At 63.6% G+C, this 18,684-nt stretch carries 17 protein-coding genes; 4 read left to right on the plus strand and 13 right to left on the minus strand.

The features are described 5' to 3' along the window. Positions 1-131 precede the first annotated feature (131 nt). The 6 genes from aptA to uvrC all read right to left on the minus strand — a co-directional run bounded on the left by aptA (position 132) and on the right by uvrC (position 6,370). Entirely contained in the window at positions 132-1,481 is a 1,350-nt protein-coding gene (aptA, locus tag F758_RS0109330; RefSeq protein ID WP_024507615.1) for an omega-aminotransferase AptA, read from the minus strand. A 100-nt stretch (positions 1,482-1,581) separates the two neighbouring features. After that, positions 1,582-2,547: a 50S ribosomal protein L3 N(5)-glutamine methyltransferase gene (gene prmB, locus F758_RS0109335; RefSeq protein WP_024507616.1), complete on the minus strand. Its 966-nt coding sequence runs from the start codon at positions 2,545-2,547 to the stop codon at positions 1,582-1,584. After that, positions 2,547-3,008, minus strand: coding sequence for a molybdenum cofactor biosynthesis protein MoaE (locus F758_RS0109340; protein ID WP_024507617.1), 462 nt, complete (start codon positions 3,006-3,008; stop codon positions 2,547-2,549). Before F758_RS0109340 ends, prmB begins: the two co-directional genes overlap by 1 nt. A gap of 218 nt (positions 3,009-3,226) precedes the next feature. Further along, positions 3,227-3,478 (minus strand): molybdopterin converting factor subunit 1, encoded by a 252-nt coding sequence (gene moaD, locus F758_RS0109345; RefSeq protein ID WP_024507618.1) that lies wholly within the window; start codon positions 3,476-3,478, stop codon positions 3,227-3,229. After that, complete coding sequence (pgsA, locus tag F758_RS0109350; protein ID WP_024507619.1) at positions 3,475-4,116, minus strand: CDP-diacylglycerol--glycerol-3-phosphate 3-phosphatidyltransferase; 642 nt, start codon at positions 4,114-4,116, stop codon at positions 3,475-3,477. Before pgsA ends, moaD begins: the two co-directional genes overlap by 4 nt. Positions 4,117-4,291: 175 nt before the next feature. Next, positions 4,292-6,370, minus strand: a complete 2,079-nt coding sequence (gene uvrC / locus F758_RS0109355) for an excinuclease ABC subunit UvrC (RefSeq protein ID WP_024507620.1) — start codon at positions 6,368-6,370, stop codon at positions 4,292-4,294. A 281-nt stretch (positions 6,371-6,651) separates the two neighbouring features. On the opposite strand from uvrC, the gene F758_RS0109360 reads away from it, so the two are divergent. Beyond that, a complete protein-coding gene (locus F758_RS0109360) occupies positions 6,652-7,272 on the plus strand; it encodes an outer membrane protein (RefSeq protein ID WP_024507621.1) in 621 nt (206 codons plus the stop codon). 245 nt (positions 7,273-7,517) lie between these two features. Here the strand turns inward: F758_RS0109360 and F758_RS0109365 are convergent, their stop codons facing one another. The 4 genes from F758_RS0109365 to F758_RS0109380 form a co-directional block, all read right to left on the minus strand. Further along, the gene (locus F758_RS0109365) at positions 7,518-7,733 is read right to left on the minus strand and encodes a cold-shock protein (RefSeq protein ID WP_024507622.1); all 216 of its coding nucleotides are present in this window, start codon (positions 7,731-7,733) and stop codon (positions 7,518-7,520) included. 253 nt (positions 7,734-7,986) lie between these two features. Next, complete coding sequence (locus tag F758_RS0109370; RefSeq protein WP_024507623.1) at positions 7,987-8,847, minus strand: 23S rRNA (adenine(2030)-N(6))-methyltransferase RlmJ; 861 nt, start codon at positions 8,845-8,847, stop codon at positions 7,987-7,989. Positions 8,848-9,045: 198 nt separating this feature from the next. Then, positions 9,046-9,729, minus strand: a complete 684-nt coding sequence (locus tag F758_RS0109375; RefSeq protein WP_024507624.1) for a ribonuclease T2 family protein — start codon at positions 9,727-9,729, stop codon at positions 9,046-9,048. 198 nt (positions 9,730-9,927) lie between these two features. Next, positions 9,928-10,398, minus strand: a complete 471-nt coding sequence (locus tag F758_RS0109380; protein WP_024507625.1) for a hypothetical protein — start codon at positions 10,396-10,398, stop codon at positions 9,928-9,930. A 170-nt stretch (positions 10,399-10,568) separates the two neighbouring features. Between F758_RS0109380 and F758_RS0109385 the strand changes: the two genes are divergently transcribed. Both F758_RS0109385 and F758_RS0109390 read left to right on the plus strand, forming a co-directional pair. Continuing rightward, the gene (locus tag F758_RS0109385) at positions 10,569-10,859 is read left to right on the plus strand and encodes a hypothetical protein (RefSeq protein WP_024507626.1); all 291 of its coding nucleotides are present in this window, start codon (positions 10,569-10,571) and stop codon (positions 10,857-10,859) included. Positions 10,860-10,898: 39 nt separating this feature from the next. After that, on the plus strand, positions 10,899-11,426 hold the full coding sequence (locus F758_RS0109390; protein ID WP_024507627.1) for a DUF3617 domain-containing protein: 528 nt from the start codon (positions 10,899-10,901) through the stop codon (positions 11,424-11,426). A 71-nt stretch (positions 11,427-11,497) separates the two neighbouring features. Here the strand turns inward: F758_RS0109390 and metH are convergent, their stop codons facing one another. Both metH and metF read right to left on the minus strand, forming a co-directional pair. Then, on the minus strand, positions 11,498-15,367 hold the full coding sequence (metH, locus tag F758_RS0109395; protein WP_024507628.1) for a methionine synthase: 3,870 nt from the start codon (positions 15,365-15,367) through the stop codon (positions 11,498-11,500). Beyond that, positions 15,367-16,293 (minus strand): methylenetetrahydrofolate reductase [NAD(P)H], encoded by a 927-nt coding sequence (gene metF, locus F758_RS0109400; protein WP_024507629.1) that lies wholly within the window; start codon positions 16,291-16,293, stop codon positions 15,367-15,369. The genes metH and metF overlap by 1 nt, the downstream gene beginning before the upstream one ends. Before the next feature lie 364 nt (positions 16,294-16,657). Here metF and F758_RS0109405 point away from each other — a divergent pair, with 364 nt between their 5' ends. Beyond that, on the plus strand, positions 16,658-17,686 hold the full coding sequence (locus F758_RS0109405; RefSeq protein ID WP_024507630.1) for an LLM class flavin-dependent oxidoreductase: 1,029 nt from the start codon (positions 16,658-16,660) through the stop codon (positions 17,684-17,686). Between the two features lie 128 nt (positions 17,687-17,814). Here F758_RS0109405 and F758_RS0109410 read toward each other — a convergent pair whose 3' ends face one another. Beyond that, positions 17,815-18,678, minus strand: a complete 864-nt coding sequence (locus F758_RS0109410; protein ID WP_024507631.1) for a prephenate dehydratase — start codon at positions 18,676-18,678, stop codon at positions 17,815-17,817. Between the last annotated feature and the right edge of the window lie 6 nt (positions 18,679-18,684).

Raw genomic sequence — 18,684 nt, forward strand, 5'->3', positions numbered from 1 at the left:
AGGATGAATGCCCCGCCTGCGGGCACCGGGGCTGTCGCCCTTCGAGACGACTGCGGTTCGCGGCCTCCTCAGGGTGACGGTCGCAATTTGTAGGCCGCCGCGACGAGCAAGCCTCGCCGCCAAGCTCATCCCTAGGCCACCGCGCGAATCACCTTGCCGAGCTTGTCGATGATCTCGCCGATCTGGTCCTCGCTGATGATCAGGGGCGGGGACAATGCCAGCGTGTCGCCGGCGATCCGCATCATCATGTCGTTGTCGTGGAAGGCGCTGACCATCGCATCATAGCCGCGCTTGCCGACCTGGTCGGCGGCACGGGGCGCGAGATCGATGCCGGCGGTCAGCCCCACGGTGCGAATATCGAGCACGTTCGGCAGGCCCTTCAGTGTCATCACCGCGTCGGCAAATTTCGGCTCCAGCTCACGGGCGCGCTCGAACAGCTTTTCGTCGCGGTAAATGTCGAGCGTGGCAAGCCCGGCTGCGCAGGCGAGCGGATGCGCGGAATAGGTGTAGCCGTGGGTCAGCTCGACCACGTGTTCGGGGCCGTTCATGAAGGCGTCATGGATGGTGTCGCGCACCAGTACGCCACCCATCGGAGCCGAGCCGTTGGTTACGCCTTTGGCGAAGGTGAGCATATCGGGCAGCACGCCGTAGCGCTCGGCGGCGAACGCATGGCCAAGCCGGCCATAACCGGTGATGACCTCATCGAAGATCAGGAGAATGCCGTGCTTCTGGGTGATCTCGCGCAGCCGCTTCAGATAGCCCTTCGGCGCCGGCAGCACGCCGGTCGATCCCGCCATCGGCTCGACGATGACGGCAGCAATGGTGTTGGCACCGTGCAGGTTGACCAGGTTCTCCAGCTCGTCGGCGAAGTGCGCGCCATAGTCCGGCTCACCCTTGGTGAAGGCCTGCTTCTCGCGGTCGTAGGTCGCAGGCAGATGATCGACGCCGGCGAGAAGTGAGCCGAAGATCTTGCGGTTGCCGACGATGCCGCCAACCGCGGTGCCGCCAAAGCCGACGCCGTGATAGCCGCGCACGCGGCCGATCAGGCGGGTGCGGGAGCCCTGGCCGTTGAGCTGGTGGTAGGCCAGCGCGATTTTCAGCGCGGTATCGGCGGCTTCCGAGCCGGAATTGCAGAAGAAGACGTGATCCAGACCGTCGGGCGCGAGCTCGGCGATGCGGCTGGCGAGTTCGAAGGCTTGCGGAATGCCGAACTGGAACGGCGGCGCATAGTCCAGCGTCTCCGCCATCTTGGTGATCGCCGAGGAGATCTCCTTGCGGCCATGGCCGGCGTTGGTGCACCACATCCCCGAGGCGGCATCGATGATCTTGCGGCCGTCGACGGTGATGTAATGCATTCCGGTCGCGCCCGCGAGCAGCCGCGGCTGCTTCTTGAAGGCGCGGTTGGCGGTGAACGGCATCCAATGCGCGGCAAGATCGTTGGGGACGTTGACGGGAGTGGGGCGGGCGCTCTTGTCCAGCATGGGGGCCTCTTTTTGGGAATGTTTCGATCGATTGGCCGTCAGGCTATCAGCTTCTGCGTTTTACGGAAACCGCGCCACAATTGATATTTCTGTGCACGCCTCAACCGAGATCGGCGGCTGCAATCCAGAACACTTCGCCTTCCGAATCCTCGCTGTCGAGCCAGAGCAGCGGCAACCGCGGAAACGCGGCCTCCAGCCGCTCCCTGCCGCGGCCGATTTCGCAAAGCAACCCGCCCTGCGGCGTCAGGTGGGTTCCGGCCTCGTTCAGGATGCGCCGCACAAGGTCGAGCCCGTCAGTGCCGCCGTCAAAGGCGAGCTTCGGTTCGGCGCGGCATTCGAGCGGTAGCGCCGCCATGCCCTCGGCATCGACGTAAGGAGGGTTCGAAATGATGAGGTCGTAGCGCGCGTCGCCGAGCGGGGCGAACAGGTCGCCGCGATGGAGTTTGACTCGTCCCTCGAGCCCATGTTCGGAAACATTTCGCGCGGCCACCGCGAGCGCCTCCTTGGAGATATCCACCGCATCGACCAGCGCATTCGGAAAATGGCGTGCGGCCAGAATGGCGAGACAGCCCGAGCCGGTGCAGAGATCGAGCACGTGTTCGACCTCGGCGGGATCGCCGAGCAGCGCATAGCCGCCATCCTCGCCGCCCCCCAAATGCGAGTCCAGAATCTCGCCGATGAAGGAGCGCGGTACGATCACGCGCTCGTCGACATAGAACGGCAGGCCGCGCATATAGATCTTGTTGACGAGATAGGCGGCCGGCTTTCGCGTTCGCACCCGGCGCTCGATCAGTTCCAGAATTGCTTTTGCCTCGGCTGCGGTGACGCGCGCCGCGGCGAAAGTGTCGAGCTGATCGGGGTGCAGGTGCAGGGCCTCGCAGACCAGGAAGGCGGCTTCCGCCACCGGATCGGTGGTGCCGTGGGCGAACACCAGCTTCGCCTCGACAAAGCGGCTGACTGCGAAGCGGACGAAATCAAGCAGGGTGAGCAGCTCGCCGCGGGCGACTTTAGCAAACTTCGATCCCGCGCTTGCACGTTTGGCGGCCGGTTTGACGGGCTTGGCCATCAGGACTTGGTCCAACGGGCGGCCGCGGCATCATCCTGCGCCTGCGCCTCGACCCAATTGCTGCCGGAGGCGTTTTCCTCCTGTTTCCAGAACGGCGCGCTCGTCTTCAAATAATCCATCAAGAACTCCGCGGCCTGAAATGCCGCCTGGCGGTGGGCCGAGGCCGTCAGCACCAGCACGATGTTTTGTCCGGGCGTGAGGCGGCCGACGCGGTGGACGACGGTGACACCATTCAGCGGCCATCGCGCGATGGCTTCGTCCACGTGTCGCCTGATCTCGGCCTCCGCCATGTCAGGATAATGCTCCAGCGTGAGCGCCGAGACACCATCGCCGTCGCTGCCGCGACAGATGCCGGAAAAACTCACGACCGCGCCGATATCGGTGCGACCTTCGGCGAGCAGCGCGATCTCGCGTGCGATGTCGAAGTCAGATTCCTGGATGCGGATGGTGACGCTGGTCATGGTGACGGCGGCCTCACGGCCCGAAGTATTGATGAGCTGCGGCGGAGGTTCACCTCTCCGCGACGGGGAGAGGTCGGCGCGTAGCGCCGGATGAGGGGCCGCAGCTCCCACGAGAGGGTGAAATCCCTCACCCGACTTGCTGCGCAAATCGACCTCTCCCTGTGGGAGAGGTGAGACCGAATGCGCCGACAGATCGACTCAACCAAGATCATCTCACTCTACCCGCCGGTCATCGGCGGGAAGAAGGCGATCTCGCGGGCGCCCGCGATTACCGTGTCTGGTTTGACATGGGCGTGGTCGATCGCGGCGCGGATCACCTTCGGCTTTTCGAACGCATAGGCGTAAGCTTCGCCGCGCTGGGTGAGCCAGGCGATCAGGTCCTCGATGGTGCGCACGCTGGCCGGCGGCTCGATCGTCTCCTCGGCCTTGCCGACGCGCTCGCGCACCCAGGCGAAATATTTCAGCTTCATGCCTCATCCTCCTTGATGAGGTGATGGATGCCGGCGCGGAAATAGTCGTAGCCCGTATAGATGGTGATCAGGGCCGAGGTCCACAACAGCAGCAGCCCGATCTGGGTGACGAGAGGGCCTATCTCGGTGGAGATGATGGAGACGGCGAGGTCGCCGGCTTCGCCTGCAAGCAAAAAGCCGATCGCGACGAGCTGCAGGGTGGTCTTCCACTTCGCGAGCTTGGTCACGGGCACGCTGACGCGCAACGCGGCGAGATATTCGCGCAAGCCCGACACCAGGATTTCGCGGCAAAGAATGATGATGGCGGCCCACAGCGACCAGCCATGGATGATGCCGTCGGCCGCAAGCATCAAAAGGCAGGACGCCACCAACAACTTGTCCGCGATCGGATCGAGCATGCGGCCGAATGCCGATTGCTGATTCCAGATGCGGGCGTAATAGCCGTCGAGATAATCGGTGACGCCCGCAGCGATGAAGACCGCGACGGCCACCCAGCGCAGCCAGAGCGGGCCATCCAGGATCGACTGCACATAAATGCAGCCGACCACCACGGGGATGGCAGCAATCCGCCCATAGGTCAGGATATTGGGCAGCGACCAGGAGGTCTTGGCGGCCCCTCGTGTGGTTGCGATGTTCATCCGTTCTACCAATACCGCTCGAGCGCCCAGGTCAACCCGGCCAAATCAACCCCGGCCAATTCAACCGGGCCAAGTCAACGGGGCCAAGTCAACCAGACAAGTCAAGCCGCCAGGACCAACCGGCCGGTTTGAGATGATCCGCCGCGGGCGACGCCCATGTGACCCGAATCCCCTTTTAGCGTGGCTCGGCGTGGAAAAACTCGAAAATCTTGCGCGCGCTCTCGGCGGAGACGCCCGGAACCTTGCCTAGATCGGCGATCGAGGCCCGTTCGATCTCCTTCAGCGTACCGAAATGATGCAAAAGAGCGCGCTTGCGCGACGGTCCGATACCGGGAATCTCCTGCAGGCCGGCTTCTCGGATGTCCTTCTTGCGCAGCTTGCGGTGCGATCCGATCACGAAACGATGCGCCTCGTCGCGCAGCCGCTGGATGAAATACAGTACGGGATCGCGCGGCTCGAGCTTGATCGCGTCGCGATCCGGCATGAACAGCGTCTCGCGGCCGGCATCGCGGTCCGGTCCTTTCGCGACCCCCAACAGCGAGACCTGCGTCGCACCCAGTCCGTCCAGGATTTCCTTGGCGGCATTGAGCTGGCCACGGCCGCCATCGATGATCACAAGATCGGGCCATTGCGGGAAGGAGTCATCGTCCCTCTTCTCGTTGGCCTTGCCGGCCTCCTCGTTATTGGCGCTCACCAGCCGCTTGAAGCGCCGCTGCAGCACCTCGCGCATCATGGCGTAGTCGTCGCCGGGAGTGAGGCCTTCCGACTTGATGTTGAACTTGCGGTACTGGTTCTTCGCAAAGCCCTCGGGCCCGGCCACGATCATGGCGCCGACGGCATTGGTGCCCTGGATGTGGCTGTTGTCGTAGACCTCGATGCGGCGCGGCGGGTGCGGCAGGCCGAGCGTGGTCGCGAGTCCCTCCAGCAGCCGTCCTTGGGTGGATGTGTCCGCAAGCTTGCGGCCCAGCGCCTCGCGCGCGTTGGTCAGCGCATGCGCCACCAGCTCCTTTTTCTCGCCGCGCTTGGGCACGGAAACCTCGACCTTGTGTCCGGCCTTGACCGAGAGCGCGTCGGCCAAGAGCTCGCATTCCTCGATCTCGTGTGAGAGCAGGACGAGCTTTGGCGGCGGCTTGTCATCGTAGAATTGCGCAAGGAAGGATGACAGCACTTCCTCAGGCGTAAATGACTTCTCCGCGCGCGGGAAATAGGCGCGGTTGCCCCAGTTCTGCCCGGTGCGGAAGAAGAACACTTCGACGCAGGAGTAGCCACCCTCCTGATGGATGGCGAACACGTCGGCTTCTTCCACGGTGCGCGGATTGATGCCCTGCTGCGACTGGATCGCGGAGAGCGCCGCGAGGCGGTCGCGGTAGAGCGCCGCGGTCTCGAATTCCAGCTCGCGCGAGGCTTTTTCCATCTCGGCCGCGAGTTCCTGCTTCACCTGCTGGCTGCGCCCGGACAGGAAATCGACGGCTTCGCCGACGAGCTTGGTATAGCCGGGGAAATCGATCTCGCGCGTGCACGGGCCCGCGCAGCGCTTGATCTGGTAGAGCAGGCAGGGCCGGGTGCGGCTTTCGAAAAACGAATCGGTGCAGGAGCGGATCAGGAACGCCCGCTGCAGCGCCGTGATGGTGCGGTTGACCGCACCGGCGGAGGCGAACGGTCCGAAATAGCGTCCCGGCCGGCTTTGCGCGCCGCGGTGCTTGAGGATTTGCGGCGCCCAATGGTCGCCGGTGATCAGGATGTAGGGGAACGACTTGTCGTCGCGTAGCTGCACGTTGAAGCGCGGCCGGAGCTGCTTGATCAGATTGGCTTCCAGCAGCAGCGCCTCGGTTTCGGTGGATGTCGAGACGATCTCGACCGACACCGTGGCCGCGATCATGCGCAGGATACGCGCCGCGAGCGGCGCATTGACCCGCGCATAGGAAGAGAGCCGCTTGCGGACGTTCTTCGCCTTGCCGACATAGAGCACGTCGTGGGCGGCGTTCAGCATGCGGTAGACGCCGGGCGAGGTGGGGGCGAGCCGCACCGCCTTTTCGATCGCTGCATGGCCGATCGCAAGCGGTCCCTCGGCTACAGCTTCCGTGCTTTCCTCGGCGAGTTCCGGCAGCCGGGCCTCGTCGTCCTCCTCGGCGGGGGCGTTCGCGGGATCGATATCCGGAGGCGTGAGCCCCTCCGGCGGCAAATCGCTTGCGGAACCGCGCTGCGCGTTCGTTGCGCCGGGCACCTTGGTCTGATCGCTCTTGTGGATAGTCATGTCCGCAAATTTAAGCGCTGGCGTTCGCGATTTGAAGTTCCTGTGCCGGCTTCCGGTGGATAGCGCGGGACAACGGATCCGCAGGTCGCGCGAAGGCGTCGGTAAGGCTTCCTTAAGACTACCGAGCGGGCGGCAACCGCGCTTAACAAGGCTTTAACTTAAAGCTCTCGATAAATCTTCGCGAAAAGTACTGGAGTTTCGTAACCATGCGGTTCGTGGAGCGCCTTCGCTTTGGCGTATTTCGGACCTCTTGGTCGCGGCAGTTGCGTTGGAGTGTTGCGATGAAAAGGTTCGCTGTCGGGGCCGCTGCGCTGACGCTTGCGAGCACGGTGCCACCCGCGAGAGCGGCCGATTATTATGCTCCGCGCCAGCCCTATACGGTGAACCAGCCGCTCAACGCCTATAGCTGGGCAGGGCCTTATCTTGGCGGCAATCTCGGTTATGCCTGGGGCACGGTGTCAAACAACCCGACCAAGCCGTCCGGCATCGTCGGCGGTGTGCAGGGTGGCTACAATTTCCAGGACGGCCCCTGGGTGTTCGGCATCGAAGGCGATCTCGAAGCGACCGGCGCCGACGACACGTTTGCGCCCTGGAAATTTTCCAATCCCTGGTTCGGCACCGTGCGCGGTCGCGTGGGTTATGCGTTCAGCAACATCCTGTTCTACGGCACCGGCGGTCTCGCCTTTGGCGAATTGCGCGGCCAGACGTTTGGCTTAACGGAATCGCAAACCAGCGCTGGCTGGACCTTGGGTGCGGGCGTCGAATTTGGCGTGGCACAGAACTGGACCGCCAAGGTCGAATATCTCTACGTCGATCTCTCGGAAAGCAACTTCGCGATCACCGGCACCTCGAACGGCTATCGCTTCGACATGCTGCGCGTCGGCGTGAACTACCATTTCTAGAGCACGATCCGGAGGGCCGTGTCGGCGCAAAGTTGAGCTCGGCTATTCCGAACCGATCTGCTCAATCGATAAAGTTTCAAGAAGAAAAGACGAACAAGCAACAACCTCCCGGCCGTAGCTCACGGTCGGGATTTTTTTGCAGCATCTTCCGCGCAGCGTCCTTCGAGCAAAGGCTCACTTTGAACCCGCCGCCTGAACGGATTGCGGGTTCAGATGAGCAAAATGCGTCCTAACTCAAACCGACACTAGGATTGGATCACCAGATTGACCGCCTTCGGGCCCTTGCCCTTCTTGTCCGGTTCAACCTCGAATGTGATGCGTTGTCCTTCGGTCAGGTCCTTCAATCCTGCCCGCTCAACCGCGGTGATGTGAACGAACACATCGCGCCCGCCGTCATCGGGCTTGATGAAGCCATAGCCACGTTCTCCATTGAAGAACTTGACCGTACCAGTCATGGCCATCGGGAAACTCCTCCCCCGTACTGCTTCCGGCCGCTACGCCTCACGCGTATCGGCCCGACCGGACATTCGCTGCCGGAAAGCTGGGCCACCTTAACGTCCCTGCGTCTTGCCCCGCCGGGTCGCCTGGATTTTTTTTGGCCTCCATCGCTCCGCCGCAACCATTCGCGGAAGCGGGGCGTAAAGCCAGTCTCATCGACTTAAGCATAATACGGTTCGCCGCGAATTGACTACGGCTTTTCCACCGTCTTCGCCTTCACGGTTTCGGTGTTTCGAGCCGGAAGCGGGCGGTGCCGCCCTGGCCCAGCGGCCTTTCCAGTTCCGGCAGGATGGTCTTGAGCTCGCCATGCAGTGTCCATGGCGGGTTGACGATCAGGAGTCCGGTCGAGGCAAGCGGAGCCCCTGCTGTTTGCGGCGCCACGCTGAATTCGAGCCGCAGGCATCTGCCCGCCGGTTTGACGTTGCCGGCAGCCTGGACGACGGCGCGGGCGAGATCATCCGTCGCGCGCCGGCTCTTGGCGGGATACCAGAGCAAATAGATACCGGTGGGCCATTTGGCGAACGCCGCGGCGAAGCGATCGGCGAGGCGCTCGAACTCGTCTTTGGCCTCGAACGGCGGGTCGATCAGCACCAAGCCGCGCCGCTCGTTGGGCGGCACGAAGGCCGGCAGCGCCACCCAGCCGTCCAGGTCGACCACTTTGGCCTGGGCGTCGCGGCGCAGGGCATCGATCAGGCGCTTGCGGGAGCGCGGCTCGACCTCGCAAGCGGTAAGTCGATCCTGCGGGCGAAGCAGCGCGCGCGCAATCAGCGGCGAGCCCGGATAGGCGGTGAGATCGGATTGCGGATTAAAGGCCGCCACGATGTCGAGATAAGGTTTGATCAGCGGTGCGGCGCCCTGCGAGAACTGCGCCTGCATCAGGCGGGCAATACCGGTACGCCATTCGCCGCCGCGGCTCGCTTCGTCCGAGGTCAGATCATAGAGGCCGGCGCCGGCGTGGCTGTCGATGACGCGAAACGCAGCCGGCTTTTCCTGCAGGTAAAGCAGGGTGCGCACCAGCACGATGTGCTTCAGACAATCGGCAAAGCCGCCGGCGTGAAAGGCGTGACGGTAGTTCATGGCGGAGGGTTACGACATCGCGGAGCGAAAGTAACCCTGCGCTGTCGCAGCGTATCGCTGGCAGGAATTGGCACAGTCATTCCGGGGCGCTCGCGCAAGCGAGCGAACCCGGAATCTCGAGATTCCGGGTTCGATGCGACCGGCGCCGGCGCTTCGCGCAGCCCCGTCGTCATCGCCCCGGGATGACGGCGCCTAGGACTACCCGCCGCGCATCGGCGGCATCATCACCTGGTCACGGCGGCAGGCGCGGCTATCGATCTCCTCGCAATTCCGGAACTGCAGATCCTTGCTCATGCAGATGCGCACCTCCGACAGCCGCGTCCGACTGCAGGTGACAGCAATACCGGAAGGGGAGAGGCCCGGGTTAGCCTTGATGAACGCGTCCTCGACGTCGCCTGGCGCCACCGTCTTGGGCTCGGATAACTGCAGGAACTCAGGCGGAATCTTCACCGCCGCGCGCGCCTTCCGGACGGTCTCGAAATAGGCACGCTCGGAAAGACCCGAACAGGTCCCGTGCTTATCCCATTCATTGTAGATCAGGCCCGGTGCCGGCATCACGTCGAGCATCGACAGCATGATGTTGCGCTCGAGCCGCGGTGACGGCCGCTGGCAATATTCGGGATAGCCGTGCTCATATTGCGGCCACAGCCCGTGCACCACGAAGGAAAACGGCCGCCCACCGCACTGGGCCTGCTGGGACCGTCCGTTATTTCCCCGCTCTTCCGCCTCTTCGCAGTAGGACGGCGACCACGACAGCGACAGCACGTAATAATCGAACTCGCCGGGGGTATTCTGGCGCGTGTCCTGGGCCGAGGCCGGTCTGGCGGCCGCAACCAAGCTGCACGCGAGGAGAAACCCACAAATCCGGATTGAGACAGACATCACAAAACCTCCCTACACCGGCGCGGAGCCTAGCAGGCGAGCGGAACATTTCAAGAACAAATTGTGGGCCGGTGCGCAATCAGGACGAAGGCACGATCGGAAGACCACGATCGCAAGACGGTGTCCTTCGCAATATACGTGAAACGCGCGGACACCATCCTCACCTTGCCGCCGCGCGACTGATTCGCGGCAGGCGGCCTACGGACCGGCGAGGCGGCAGCGCGGATTATAGGCCCAATTGCGGTCGAGCCCGGTCACGCACCATTCGACGCCCTGGTCGAAACCGGCAAACCCGCCGTCCTCAATGATGGAGTAATTGACGGTCCGAACCTTGCCGTCGCTGGTCATAGCCTTGCCGCTGCAAAAGCGACGCGGAATGTTATCGGACTGCCAGGGGCGGAAGGCCACCTCGTGGATGTTGCCATAACCCGTGATCGTCAGGCTCGAATTCCAGTACATGCTCTCTTTTTCCTGGAATTGCGACGTGATCGTGCTGAGCGCCTTCTCGCAAGGCGCGACCCGTCCCTCGTATAGCGGGCCCGAGAGCCAGAAATTCAATTCAAGCGGGTTGGCGGCCTGTGCCGTTTGCGCGAACGCCAAAAGGCCCAATGCCGTCGCAAGCGCGGTCGCGCTGCCAAGCCGTTTGAACGAGGTGATGAGGTCGCGCATGGTCTTTTCCAGCAAAGCTGATCAATGAACACTGACCGTGCCGCGAAGGCGCGACCGGGTCAAGTGCAGCGCGGCAACACTTTCCCGCAACCCAATCGTCCAAGAGACAACGTCGCTTTTCAGCCTCTATCGGCGGCCCTAAGATGCGCGCAAGCGAAAGGGAGTCTCTGATGCGAAGGATTGTGGCCGCGGGCCTGGTTGCCATTTGCGGAATGCTGGGAGGTGACCCGGCGCGGGCCGACTGGGTGCCGCCTTTCAAAGGCAATGATACCGGCGGCATCATCGCCTATTCTCTGGCCCAGCAGGTTGACGCAAGGCAGCTCGCCGTCAATCACTGCGCTTCCTATGGCAAGGTGGTGAAATTCCTCGCGGTCGACGCGCAATATGGCGGCTACATCTCGTTTTCCTGCCGCTGGGTGCCCTATGGGACCAATGAGCGGCCGCTGCGCACGCTTTACTGAAACTTCCCGACCCACGCGCAACCAGTTAGGGCCCGCATCATGAGGCGGCGGCTTGTTCCTGTGTGTCTCGGCGGTGGCGCGCTCGCACTCTTGCTGTCGGTGGCGCATGCCGAGGACTTGCCGCTGCGCAAGCCGGGTCTGTGGGAGATGAAGCTTGTGCGCAACGGCTCCGGTCTGCCGGAATTGACGATGCAGCATTGCACCGACGCGGCAACCGACAAGGACATGAACAACACCGTCTCGCCGATGGCAAAGCAAATCTGCTCCAAGCAGGACGTGCAGAAGACCGCGAACGGTTATGTCGCCGATTCCGTCTGCAGTGTCGGCGGGGGCACCCTGACCTCGCACTCGGAAATAACCGGCGGCTTCGATTCCGCCTACACGATCGTGACCACGTCGCACAGCGACAAGGGCGTGGCCAATTTGCGCGATCTGACCACCCGGATCGAAGGCAAGTGGCTCGGTGAGTGCAAGCCGGGCCAGAAGCCGGGCGATATCGTGATGCCCGGCGGCTTCAAGCTCAATGTCAGGGACGCGGAGAAGCTGAAAGGCCTGTTGCCGAAATAAGCAAGCTGCGAGGCGCCGACTTCGGCGGCCTTCTCCGTAAGGCGAGGAGGCGCTTTGTGCCGGGGCGAGGGTTATCCCCTCGCCGCCGCCTTCTTGCGCCAGGCGAGATGCGCCGCGCAGGTGCAGCCGGGCGGATGCGACGCCATATCGTTGGCGGGCATCGCCACGGGCGCGGCCGTCGGCATCGCCTCCTGCACCGCGCGATCCGCGGGCGAGCGATCTTGCGCCGGGATGTAGTTCAGGATCGGCGCGAGCCATCGCTCGATCTCGGCGGCGCTCATCCCCTTGCGCGCAGCATAATCTTCGACCTGGTCGCGTTCGATCTTGCCGACGCCGAAATAGTAGCTCTCGGGGTTACTGAAATAGAGCCCCGACACCGAGGAGCCAGGCCACATCGCAAAGCTCTCGGTGAGCTTCACGCCGGCCTGCTTCTCCGCGTCGAGCAATGCAAACAGCATCTTCTTCTCGGTGTGATCGGGCTGCGCGGGATAGCCGGGCGCCGGACGAATGCCCTGATACTTCTCCAGGATCAGCTCCTCGTTCGACAACGCCTCATCCGGCGCATAAGCCCAGAACTCCCGGCGCACGCGTGCATGCATGCGCTCGGCAAAGGCCTCGGCCAGGCGGTCGGCCAGCGCCTTGCACAGGATCGAGGAGTAATCGTCGTTGGCGTTCTTGAAGCGATCGGCGACCGCGTCCTCGCCAATGCCCGCTGTAACGACGAACCCGCCGATATAATCTGCAATCCCCGAGGCGCGCGGCGCGATGAAGTCGGACAGCGCGGCGTTGAAGCGGCCCTCGCGCTTCTCGAGTTGCTGGCGCAGCGTGTGCAGGGTCGCGACCTTCCTGGTCCGCGTCTCGTCGGCATAGACCGCGATGTCGTCGCCTTCAGCATTAGCCGGCCAGAAGCCGATCACGGCCTGCGCCTTGAACCATTTCTCTTGGATGATGCGCTCGAGCATCTGGCGCGCATCGTCGTAGAGCGCGCGGGCGGCTTCGCCCACTTTGGCGTCGTCAAGGATCGCCGGGAAGCGGCCGGAGAGCTCCCATGTCTGGAAGAACGGCGTCCAGTCGATATAGTCGACGAGCTCGGCGAGGTCGTAATCCTCAAAGCTCCTGGTGCCGATAAAGGTCGGCTTCTTCGGCGGCGCGGCCGCAAAATCGATCTTCACCGCATTGGCCCGCGCAGCGGCAAGTGATAGCCGCTTCTTGTCGGCCTGCGCTCGAAAATGCGCCGCGGAGATTTTTGCATATTCGGCGCGGATCTCCGCCGCATAGGCCTCACGCTTGTCGGACAGAAGCGAGGACGCGACGCCCACGGCGCGGCTCGCATCATTGACATGCACCACCGGCCCGCTGCGATAATTCGGGTCGATCTTGACAGCGGTGTGCACACGGCTCGTGGTGGCGCCGCCGATCAGGAGCGGGATCTTCAGCCCCTCACGCTGCAGCTCGGACGCGAAAAACGCCATCTCGTCCAGTGAGGGCGTGATCAGCCCGGAGAGGCCGACGATATCGGCGCGTTCGGCCTTGACGGTCTCGACGATCTTCGCGGCCGGCACCATAACGCCGAGATCGATGACCTCGAAATTGTTGCATTGGAGCACGATGCCGACGATGTTCTTGCCGATATCGTGGACGTCGCCCTTCACCGTGGCCAGCACGATCTTGCCGGCGGCATGGCGATCCTCGGCATTGCCGGCGGCGAGGTTCTTCGCCTTCTCCGCCTCCATGAAGGGCATCAGATAGGCGACTGCCTGCTTCATCACGCGTGCGGACTTCACCACCTGCGGCAGGAACATCTTGCCGTCGCCGAAGAGGTCGCCGACCACGTTCATGCCGGCCATCAACGGTCCCTCGATCACGTCGAGAGGCTTCGCCGCGGCCTGGCGCGCTTCTTCAGTGTCCTGCTCGATGAACTGGGTGATCCCATGCACCAGCGCGTGCGAGAGGCGCTTATCGACCGGCCATTCGCGCCAGCCGAGATCGGCTTCTTTCGCCTGCTTCTCCTTGCCGCGGAATTTTTCCGCGAGCGCCAGCAGCCGCTCGGCTGCACCCGCATCGCGGTTGAGGACAACGTCCTCGCAAGTTTGCCGCAGCTCCGGATCAATATCGTCATAGACGATCATCTGCCCGGCATTGACGATGCCCATGTCCATGCCGGCCTTGATGGCATGATACAGGAACACCGAATGCATCGCTTCGCGCACCGGTTCGTTGCCGCGGAACGAGAAGGAGAGATTGGAGACGCCGCCCGAGACATGCGCGCCGGGCAGGTTCTGACGGATCCAGCGCGCGGCCTCGATGAAATCGACGCCGTAATTGTTGTGCTCCTCGATGCCGGTCGCAATGGCGAAGATGTTGGGATCGAAGATGATGTCTTCCGGCGGCAAGCCGACGCGGTTCACCAGGATGTCGTAGGCGCGTTTGCAGATATCGGTCTTCCGCGCAAAGGTGTCGGCCTGGCCCTTCTCGTCGAAGGCCATCACGACGACAGCCGCACCATGGCGCCGCGCGATCTTGGCCTCGTGGATGAACTTCTCTTCGCCTTCCTTCAGCGAAATCGAGTTCACGATCGACTTGCCCTGCACGCATTTCAGGCCGGCCTCGATCACATGAAATTTCGAGGAGTCGATCATGACCGGAACGCGGGCGATGTCGGGCTCGGCGGCGATGAGGTTGAGGAAGGTCCGCATCGCGGCTTCCGAATCGAGGAGCCCCTCGTCCATGTTGACGTCGATCACCTGCGCGCCGTTCGCGACCTGATCGCGCGCCACCTGCAGCGCAGCGGTGTAGTCGCCTGCCGTGATCAACTTGCGGAAGCGAGCCGAGCCCGTGACGTTGGTGCGCTCGCCGACATTGACGAAGGGGATCGCGGGCGTGAGCTCGAACGGCTCCAGGCCAGAGAGCCGCAGCCGCTGCTCGATCGTCGGCACCGCACGCGGCTTATACGGCGCAACGGCGGCGGCGATTGCCTTGATGTGATCGGGCGTGGTGCCGCAGCAGCCGCCGACGATGTTGACGAGCCCGTCACGCGCGAACTCGCCGATCAGGCGGGCCATATATTCGGGGGTCTCGTCGTACTGCCCGAATTCGTTCGGCAGGCCGGCGTTGGGGTAGGCGCAGACTAGCGTATCGGCGATGCGGCTGATATCGGCGATATGGGCGCGCAAATCCTCCGCGCCCAGCGCGCAGTTGAAGCCGATGGTGATCGGGCGCGCGTGCCGCACCGAATTCCAGAACGCTTCCGGCATCTGGCCTGAGAGCAGGCGGCCGGATTTGTCGGTAATGGTGCCCGAGATCATCACGGGCACGTCGATGCCGCGCTCCTCGCAGATCTCGGCGATCGCATACAGCGCCGCCTTGGCGTTGAGCGTGTCGAAGATGGTCTCGACCAGCAACAGATCCACGCCGCCATCGAGCAGACCCCGGACCTGCTCACCATAGGCCTTGCGCAGGTCGTCGAAGGTCACCGCGCGATAACCGGGATTGGCGACGTCGGGCGAGATAGAGGCGGTGCGATTGGTCGGGCCGATGGCGCCGGCAACGAAACGCGGCCTGCCGTCCTCGGCGGAAACGCGCGCGGCGGCGGCGCGCGCAAGCTTCGCGCCCTCGCAGTTCATCTCATAGACGATATCGGTCAGCTCGTAGTCGGCTTGCGCGATGGAAGTCGAGGAGAAGGTATTGGTGGCGACGATGTCGGCGCCGGCGCGCAAGTAAGCGGCATGGATGTCCTCGATCGCTTTGGGCTGCGTGAGGATCAGAAGATCATTGTTGCCGCGGAGGTCGCGGTGAAAGTCGGCAAAGCGCTCGCCGCGGAAGGCGGCCTCGTCGAATTGCAGGCCCTGGATCATGGTGCCCATGGCGCCGTCGAGCACCAGGATGCGCTCGCGCGCGGCGGCAAGCAGGGCAACACGCTTGGGGGAGACGGTTACGGACATCAGGCAGCCTCTTGCGCGCCGTTCTTCGTGCCCTTGGGGCGAATGCCGAGCAGATGGCTGATGGCAAATACGAGATCGGCGCGGTTCATAGTGTAGAAATGGAAGGTCTCGACGCCATGCTTGGCCAGCTTCTGCACCTGGCCGGCGGCAACAGCGGCGGCGACGAGCTTGCGCGTTTCAGGGTCATCGTCGAGGCCCTCGAATTTCTGCGCAAGCCAGGCGGGCACGCTGGCGCCGGCGCGTCTGGCGAAATTGGCGGCCTGCTTGAAATTCTGCACCGGCAGGATGCCCGGTACGATGGGAATGTTGATGCCGCGGGAGCGCACGCGGTCGAGATAGCGGAAATAGAGATCGTTATCGAAGAAGAACTGCGTGATCGCCCGCGTGGCACCCGCATCGACCTTGGCCTTGAGCATATCGATGTCGGCATCGAAGCTTGCGCTTTCCGGGTGCTTTTCCGGATAGGCCGAGACCGTCACCTCGATGTCGCCATGGCGATGCTTGATCGAGGCCACGAGATCGGCAGAGCTACGATAACCGTCAGGATGCGGCGTGTAGGCCGCGCCGATTCCGCCGGCCGGATCGCCGCGCAGGGCCACGATATGGCGGACGCCGACTTCGTAGTAGCGGGCCACCACGTCGTCTACATCGGCGCAGCGCGCGTCCACGCAGGTGAGGTGGGCGGCGGGGACGAGCGCGGTTTCGGAAAGGATCCGGGCGATGGTGGCATGCGTCCGCTCCCGCGTGGAGCCGCCCGCGCCATAGGTGACCGAGACGAAATTGGGCGCAAGCGGCGCCAGCCGCTTGATGGTCTCCCACAGGCTCTTCTCCATCTCCTCGGTCTTCGGTGGGAAGAACTCGAACGAGATCGCAGGTGCTGGCAGTGCTCGGGCCCCATTGGAGGCGGGGGGCGTCGGCTCGGTCATGGGACCATAAACTCCAGTGGTTCGCAGCTCGGGCTTGCGAGGGGCTAAGATAGGCCAAATGGGAGGTCTCAAACAGCCCATCAGAGATGGGAAATTGCCCAATATGCTCTAATGTTTGCATACAAATTTACCCGAGCGGGCCGTGCAGTGGGCAAGAAAAGGGAGGAAATTCTGGTCATTTGACACCATTTCAGGCGATCTTCTCGGAATGGTCAGGTGGGCGATTCAGGCTGAATTCTCAAGCCTCGCTCAAGTGTCCCACTCTGTGCTGCGCCGCCGACGAGTGAGATCCCGCAAGTCCGCGGGAGGGGGCTTCCTGGAACGCTCATTGCCCGGTTGCCGCCATGCACTAGGTTAGTACGGCATGATCCCGCTCTCTGTCCTCGATCTGTCCGTCGTCACCACGGAAACCCGCCCGGCGGCGGCGCTGCGCAACAGCATCGACCTCGCCCGCCACGTCGATGGGCTCGGCTATGTCCGCTACTGGCTCGCCGAGCACCACAATCTGGCGTCCGTCGCCAGCCCCGCCCCCGACGTGATGATCGGGCAGATCGCGGCGGCGACGCGCCACCTCCGCGTCGGCTCCGGCGGGGTGATGCTGCCCAATCACGCGCCGTTGGTGGTGGCCGAGCGCTTCAAGATGCTGGAAGCGCTGTTTCCTGGCCGAATCGACCTGGGCTTGGGCCGTGCGCCCGGCACGGATGGCGCCACGGCCTACGCGCTGCGCAGCCGCCTCGATCGCCGCGAGGGCGACGATTTCCTGGAACGACTGCATGAGCTGATTCTGTGGGAGACGCGCGATTTCCCACCGGGGCATCCCTACAACAATGTCGTGGCGATGCCCGACGACACGCCACTGCCGCCGATCTGGCTGCTCGGCTCCAGCGACTACAGTTCGGAACTTGCCGCGCAAGTCGGAATGGGTTTCGCCTTCGCGCATCACTTCGCGTCCCATGACGCGGTCGCGGCGCTGACGACCTACCGCGCCCATTTCAAGCCGTCCGGCTGGCGCGCGACGCCACATGCGATCCTGGCGGTGGCGGTGGTCGCGGCGGAAACGGATGCGGAAGCCGAACGACTGGCTTCGTCAATGGATCTCAATCGATTGCTGCGCGACCGCGGCAAGTATTCACCGCTGCCGAGCCCGGAAGAGGCTCTGGCCTATCCCTACACCGAGGCCGACCGCGCCTCGATCGCGCGCAACCGCTCGCGCCTGTTCGTCGGCAGCCCAGCCACCGTCATGCAGAAGCTCCAGCCGTTGATCACGGCGTGCCAGGCGGATGAACTGATGGTCATCACCGCCGTCTACGACCATGAGGCGCGGAAGAAGTCCTATAACCTGCTCGCCGAGACATTTGGGCTGACCAAGAGGAACGCGGCTTGGACTAAATGACCGTCTGCACCGGCCAAATAGGCCGTGATTTCCGGGGCAGCCCGCAGGGCTGAACTCCGAATCCGGAGGTTATGTGCGGCTCAAGATTCCGGGTTCGCGCTCCGCGGGCCATGGAATGACGGCATAAATCACTCCTCGTTCTCCCGAAACGTCGCGCGGAAGGGGTGGCCGGGATAGACGCCGACGATGCGGAACTCGCGGGAGAAGAATTTCAGTTCCTCGATCGCGAAGGCTAGCCCGCGGTCGTGTGGATGGCCTTCGACGTCGGCGTAGAACTGGGTGGCGAAGAAATTGCCGTCGACCATGTAGCTCTCGAGCTTGGTCATGTTGACGCCGTTGGTGGCAAAGCCGCCGAGCGCCTTGTAGAGCGCTGCCGGCAGGTTGCGCACCCGGAACACGAACGTCGTGATGATTAGCGGCGCCGAGTCTGGCTCGGCCCACTTCTCCTCGCGCGCCAGCACCACGAAACGCGTGGTGTTGTGGGCCTCGTCCTCAATATCCTGCGCCAGAATGTCCAGGCCGTAGATCTCGGCCGCAAGGCGCGAGGCAATGGCCGCGACGCTTCTGTTGCCGCGCTCGGCGATGTCGCGCGCGCTACCGGCGGTATCAGCGGCGACGATCGGCTTGATGCCGAGCTTGCGGATGATGCGGCGGCACTGGCCGAGCGCATGGACGTGGCTCTCGACCGTCTTGATGTCGGCGAGCTTGGCTCCGCGAGGGGCCATCAATTGATGGCGAACCGGCAGGAACCATTCGCGGACGATGTAGAGGCCCGAGGTCGGCAGAAGATGGTGGATGTCGGCGACGCGCCCCGCAACCGAGTTCTCGATCGGGATCATGCCGAGATCGGCTTCTCCGGAAGCGATCGCGGACAGCGCGTCCTCGAAGGTCGCGCAGGGCAAGGGCTCGGCGTCGGGATAGGCTTCGACGATGGCGATGTGGGAGTTGGCGCCCGGCTCGCCCTGGAAAGCGATTTTCAGCTTTTTGGTCATGGCGGC

Origin of the sequence: Bradyrhizobium sp. ARR65 (assembly GCF_000472385.1) — a bacterium.
Taxonomy (GTDB): domain Bacteria; phylum Pseudomonadota; class Alphaproteobacteria; order Rhizobiales; family Xanthobacteraceae; genus Bradyrhizobium.

Bases quoted from the DNA above. Each gene is read 5' to 3' on its own strand.
- moaD (WP_024507618.1), bottom strand. From the start codon at position 3,478: ATGAAGCTGAAATATTTCGCCTGGGTGCGCGAGCGCGTCGGCAAGGCC.
- uvrC (WP_024507620.1), bottom strand. From the start codon at position 6,370: ATGACTATCCACAAGAGCGATCAGACCAAGGTGCCCGGCGCAACGAAC.
- pgsA (WP_024507619.1), bottom strand. From the start codon at position 4,116: ATGAACATCGCAACCACACGAGGGGCCGCCAAGACCTCCTGGTCGCTG.
- F758_RS0109410 (WP_024507631.1), bottom strand. From the start codon at position 18,678: ATGACCAAAAAGCTGAAAATCGCTTTCCAGGGCGAGCCGGGCGCCAAC.
- F758_RS0109365 (WP_024507622.1), bottom strand. From the start codon at position 7,733: ATGGCCATGACTGGTACGGTCAAGTTCTTCAATGGAGAACGTGGCTAT.
- F758_RS0109370 (WP_024507623.1), bottom strand. From the start codon at position 8,847: ATGAACTACCGTCACGCCTTTCACGCCGGCGGCTTTGCCGATTGTCTG.
- F758_RS0109380 (WP_024507625.1), bottom strand. From the start codon at position 10,398: ATGCGCGACCTCATCACCTCGTTCAAACGGCTTGGCAGCGCGACCGCG.
- F758_RS0109375 (WP_024507624.1), bottom strand. From the start codon at position 9,729: ATGTCTGTCTCAATCCGGATTTGTGGGTTTCTCCTCGCGTGCAGCTTG.
- prmB (WP_024507616.1), bottom strand. From the start codon at position 2,547: ATGGCCAAGCCCGTCAAACCGGCCGCCAAACGTGCAAGCGCGGGATCG.
- F758_RS0109385 (WP_024507626.1), top strand. From the start codon at position 10,569: ATGCGAAGGATTGTGGCCGCGGGCCTGGTTGCCATTTGCGGAATGCTG.
- F758_RS0109340 (WP_024507617.1), bottom strand. From the start codon at position 3,008: ATGACCAGCGTCACCATCCGCATCCAGGAATCTGACTTCGACATCGCA.
- aptA (WP_024507615.1), bottom strand. From the start codon at position 1,481: ATGCTGGACAAGAGCGCCCGCCCCACTCCCGTCAACGTCCCCAACGAT.
- F758_RS0109390 (WP_024507627.1), top strand. From the start codon at position 10,899: ATGAGGCGGCGGCTTGTTCCTGTGTGTCTCGGCGGTGGCGCGCTCGCA.
- F758_RS0109360 (WP_024507621.1), top strand. From the start codon at position 6,652: ATGAAAAGGTTCGCTGTCGGGGCCGCTGCGCTGACGCTTGCGAGCACG.
- metF (WP_024507629.1), bottom strand. From the start codon at position 16,293: ATGACCGAGCCGACGCCCCCCGCCTCCAATGGGGCCCGAGCACTGCCA.
- metH (WP_024507628.1), bottom strand. From the start codon at position 15,367: ATGTCCGTAACCGTCTCCCCCAAGCGTGTTGCCCTGCTTGCCGCCGCG.
- F758_RS0109405 (WP_024507630.1), top strand. From the start codon at position 16,658: ATGATCCCGCTCTCTGTCCTCGATCTGTCCGTCGTCACCACGGAAACC.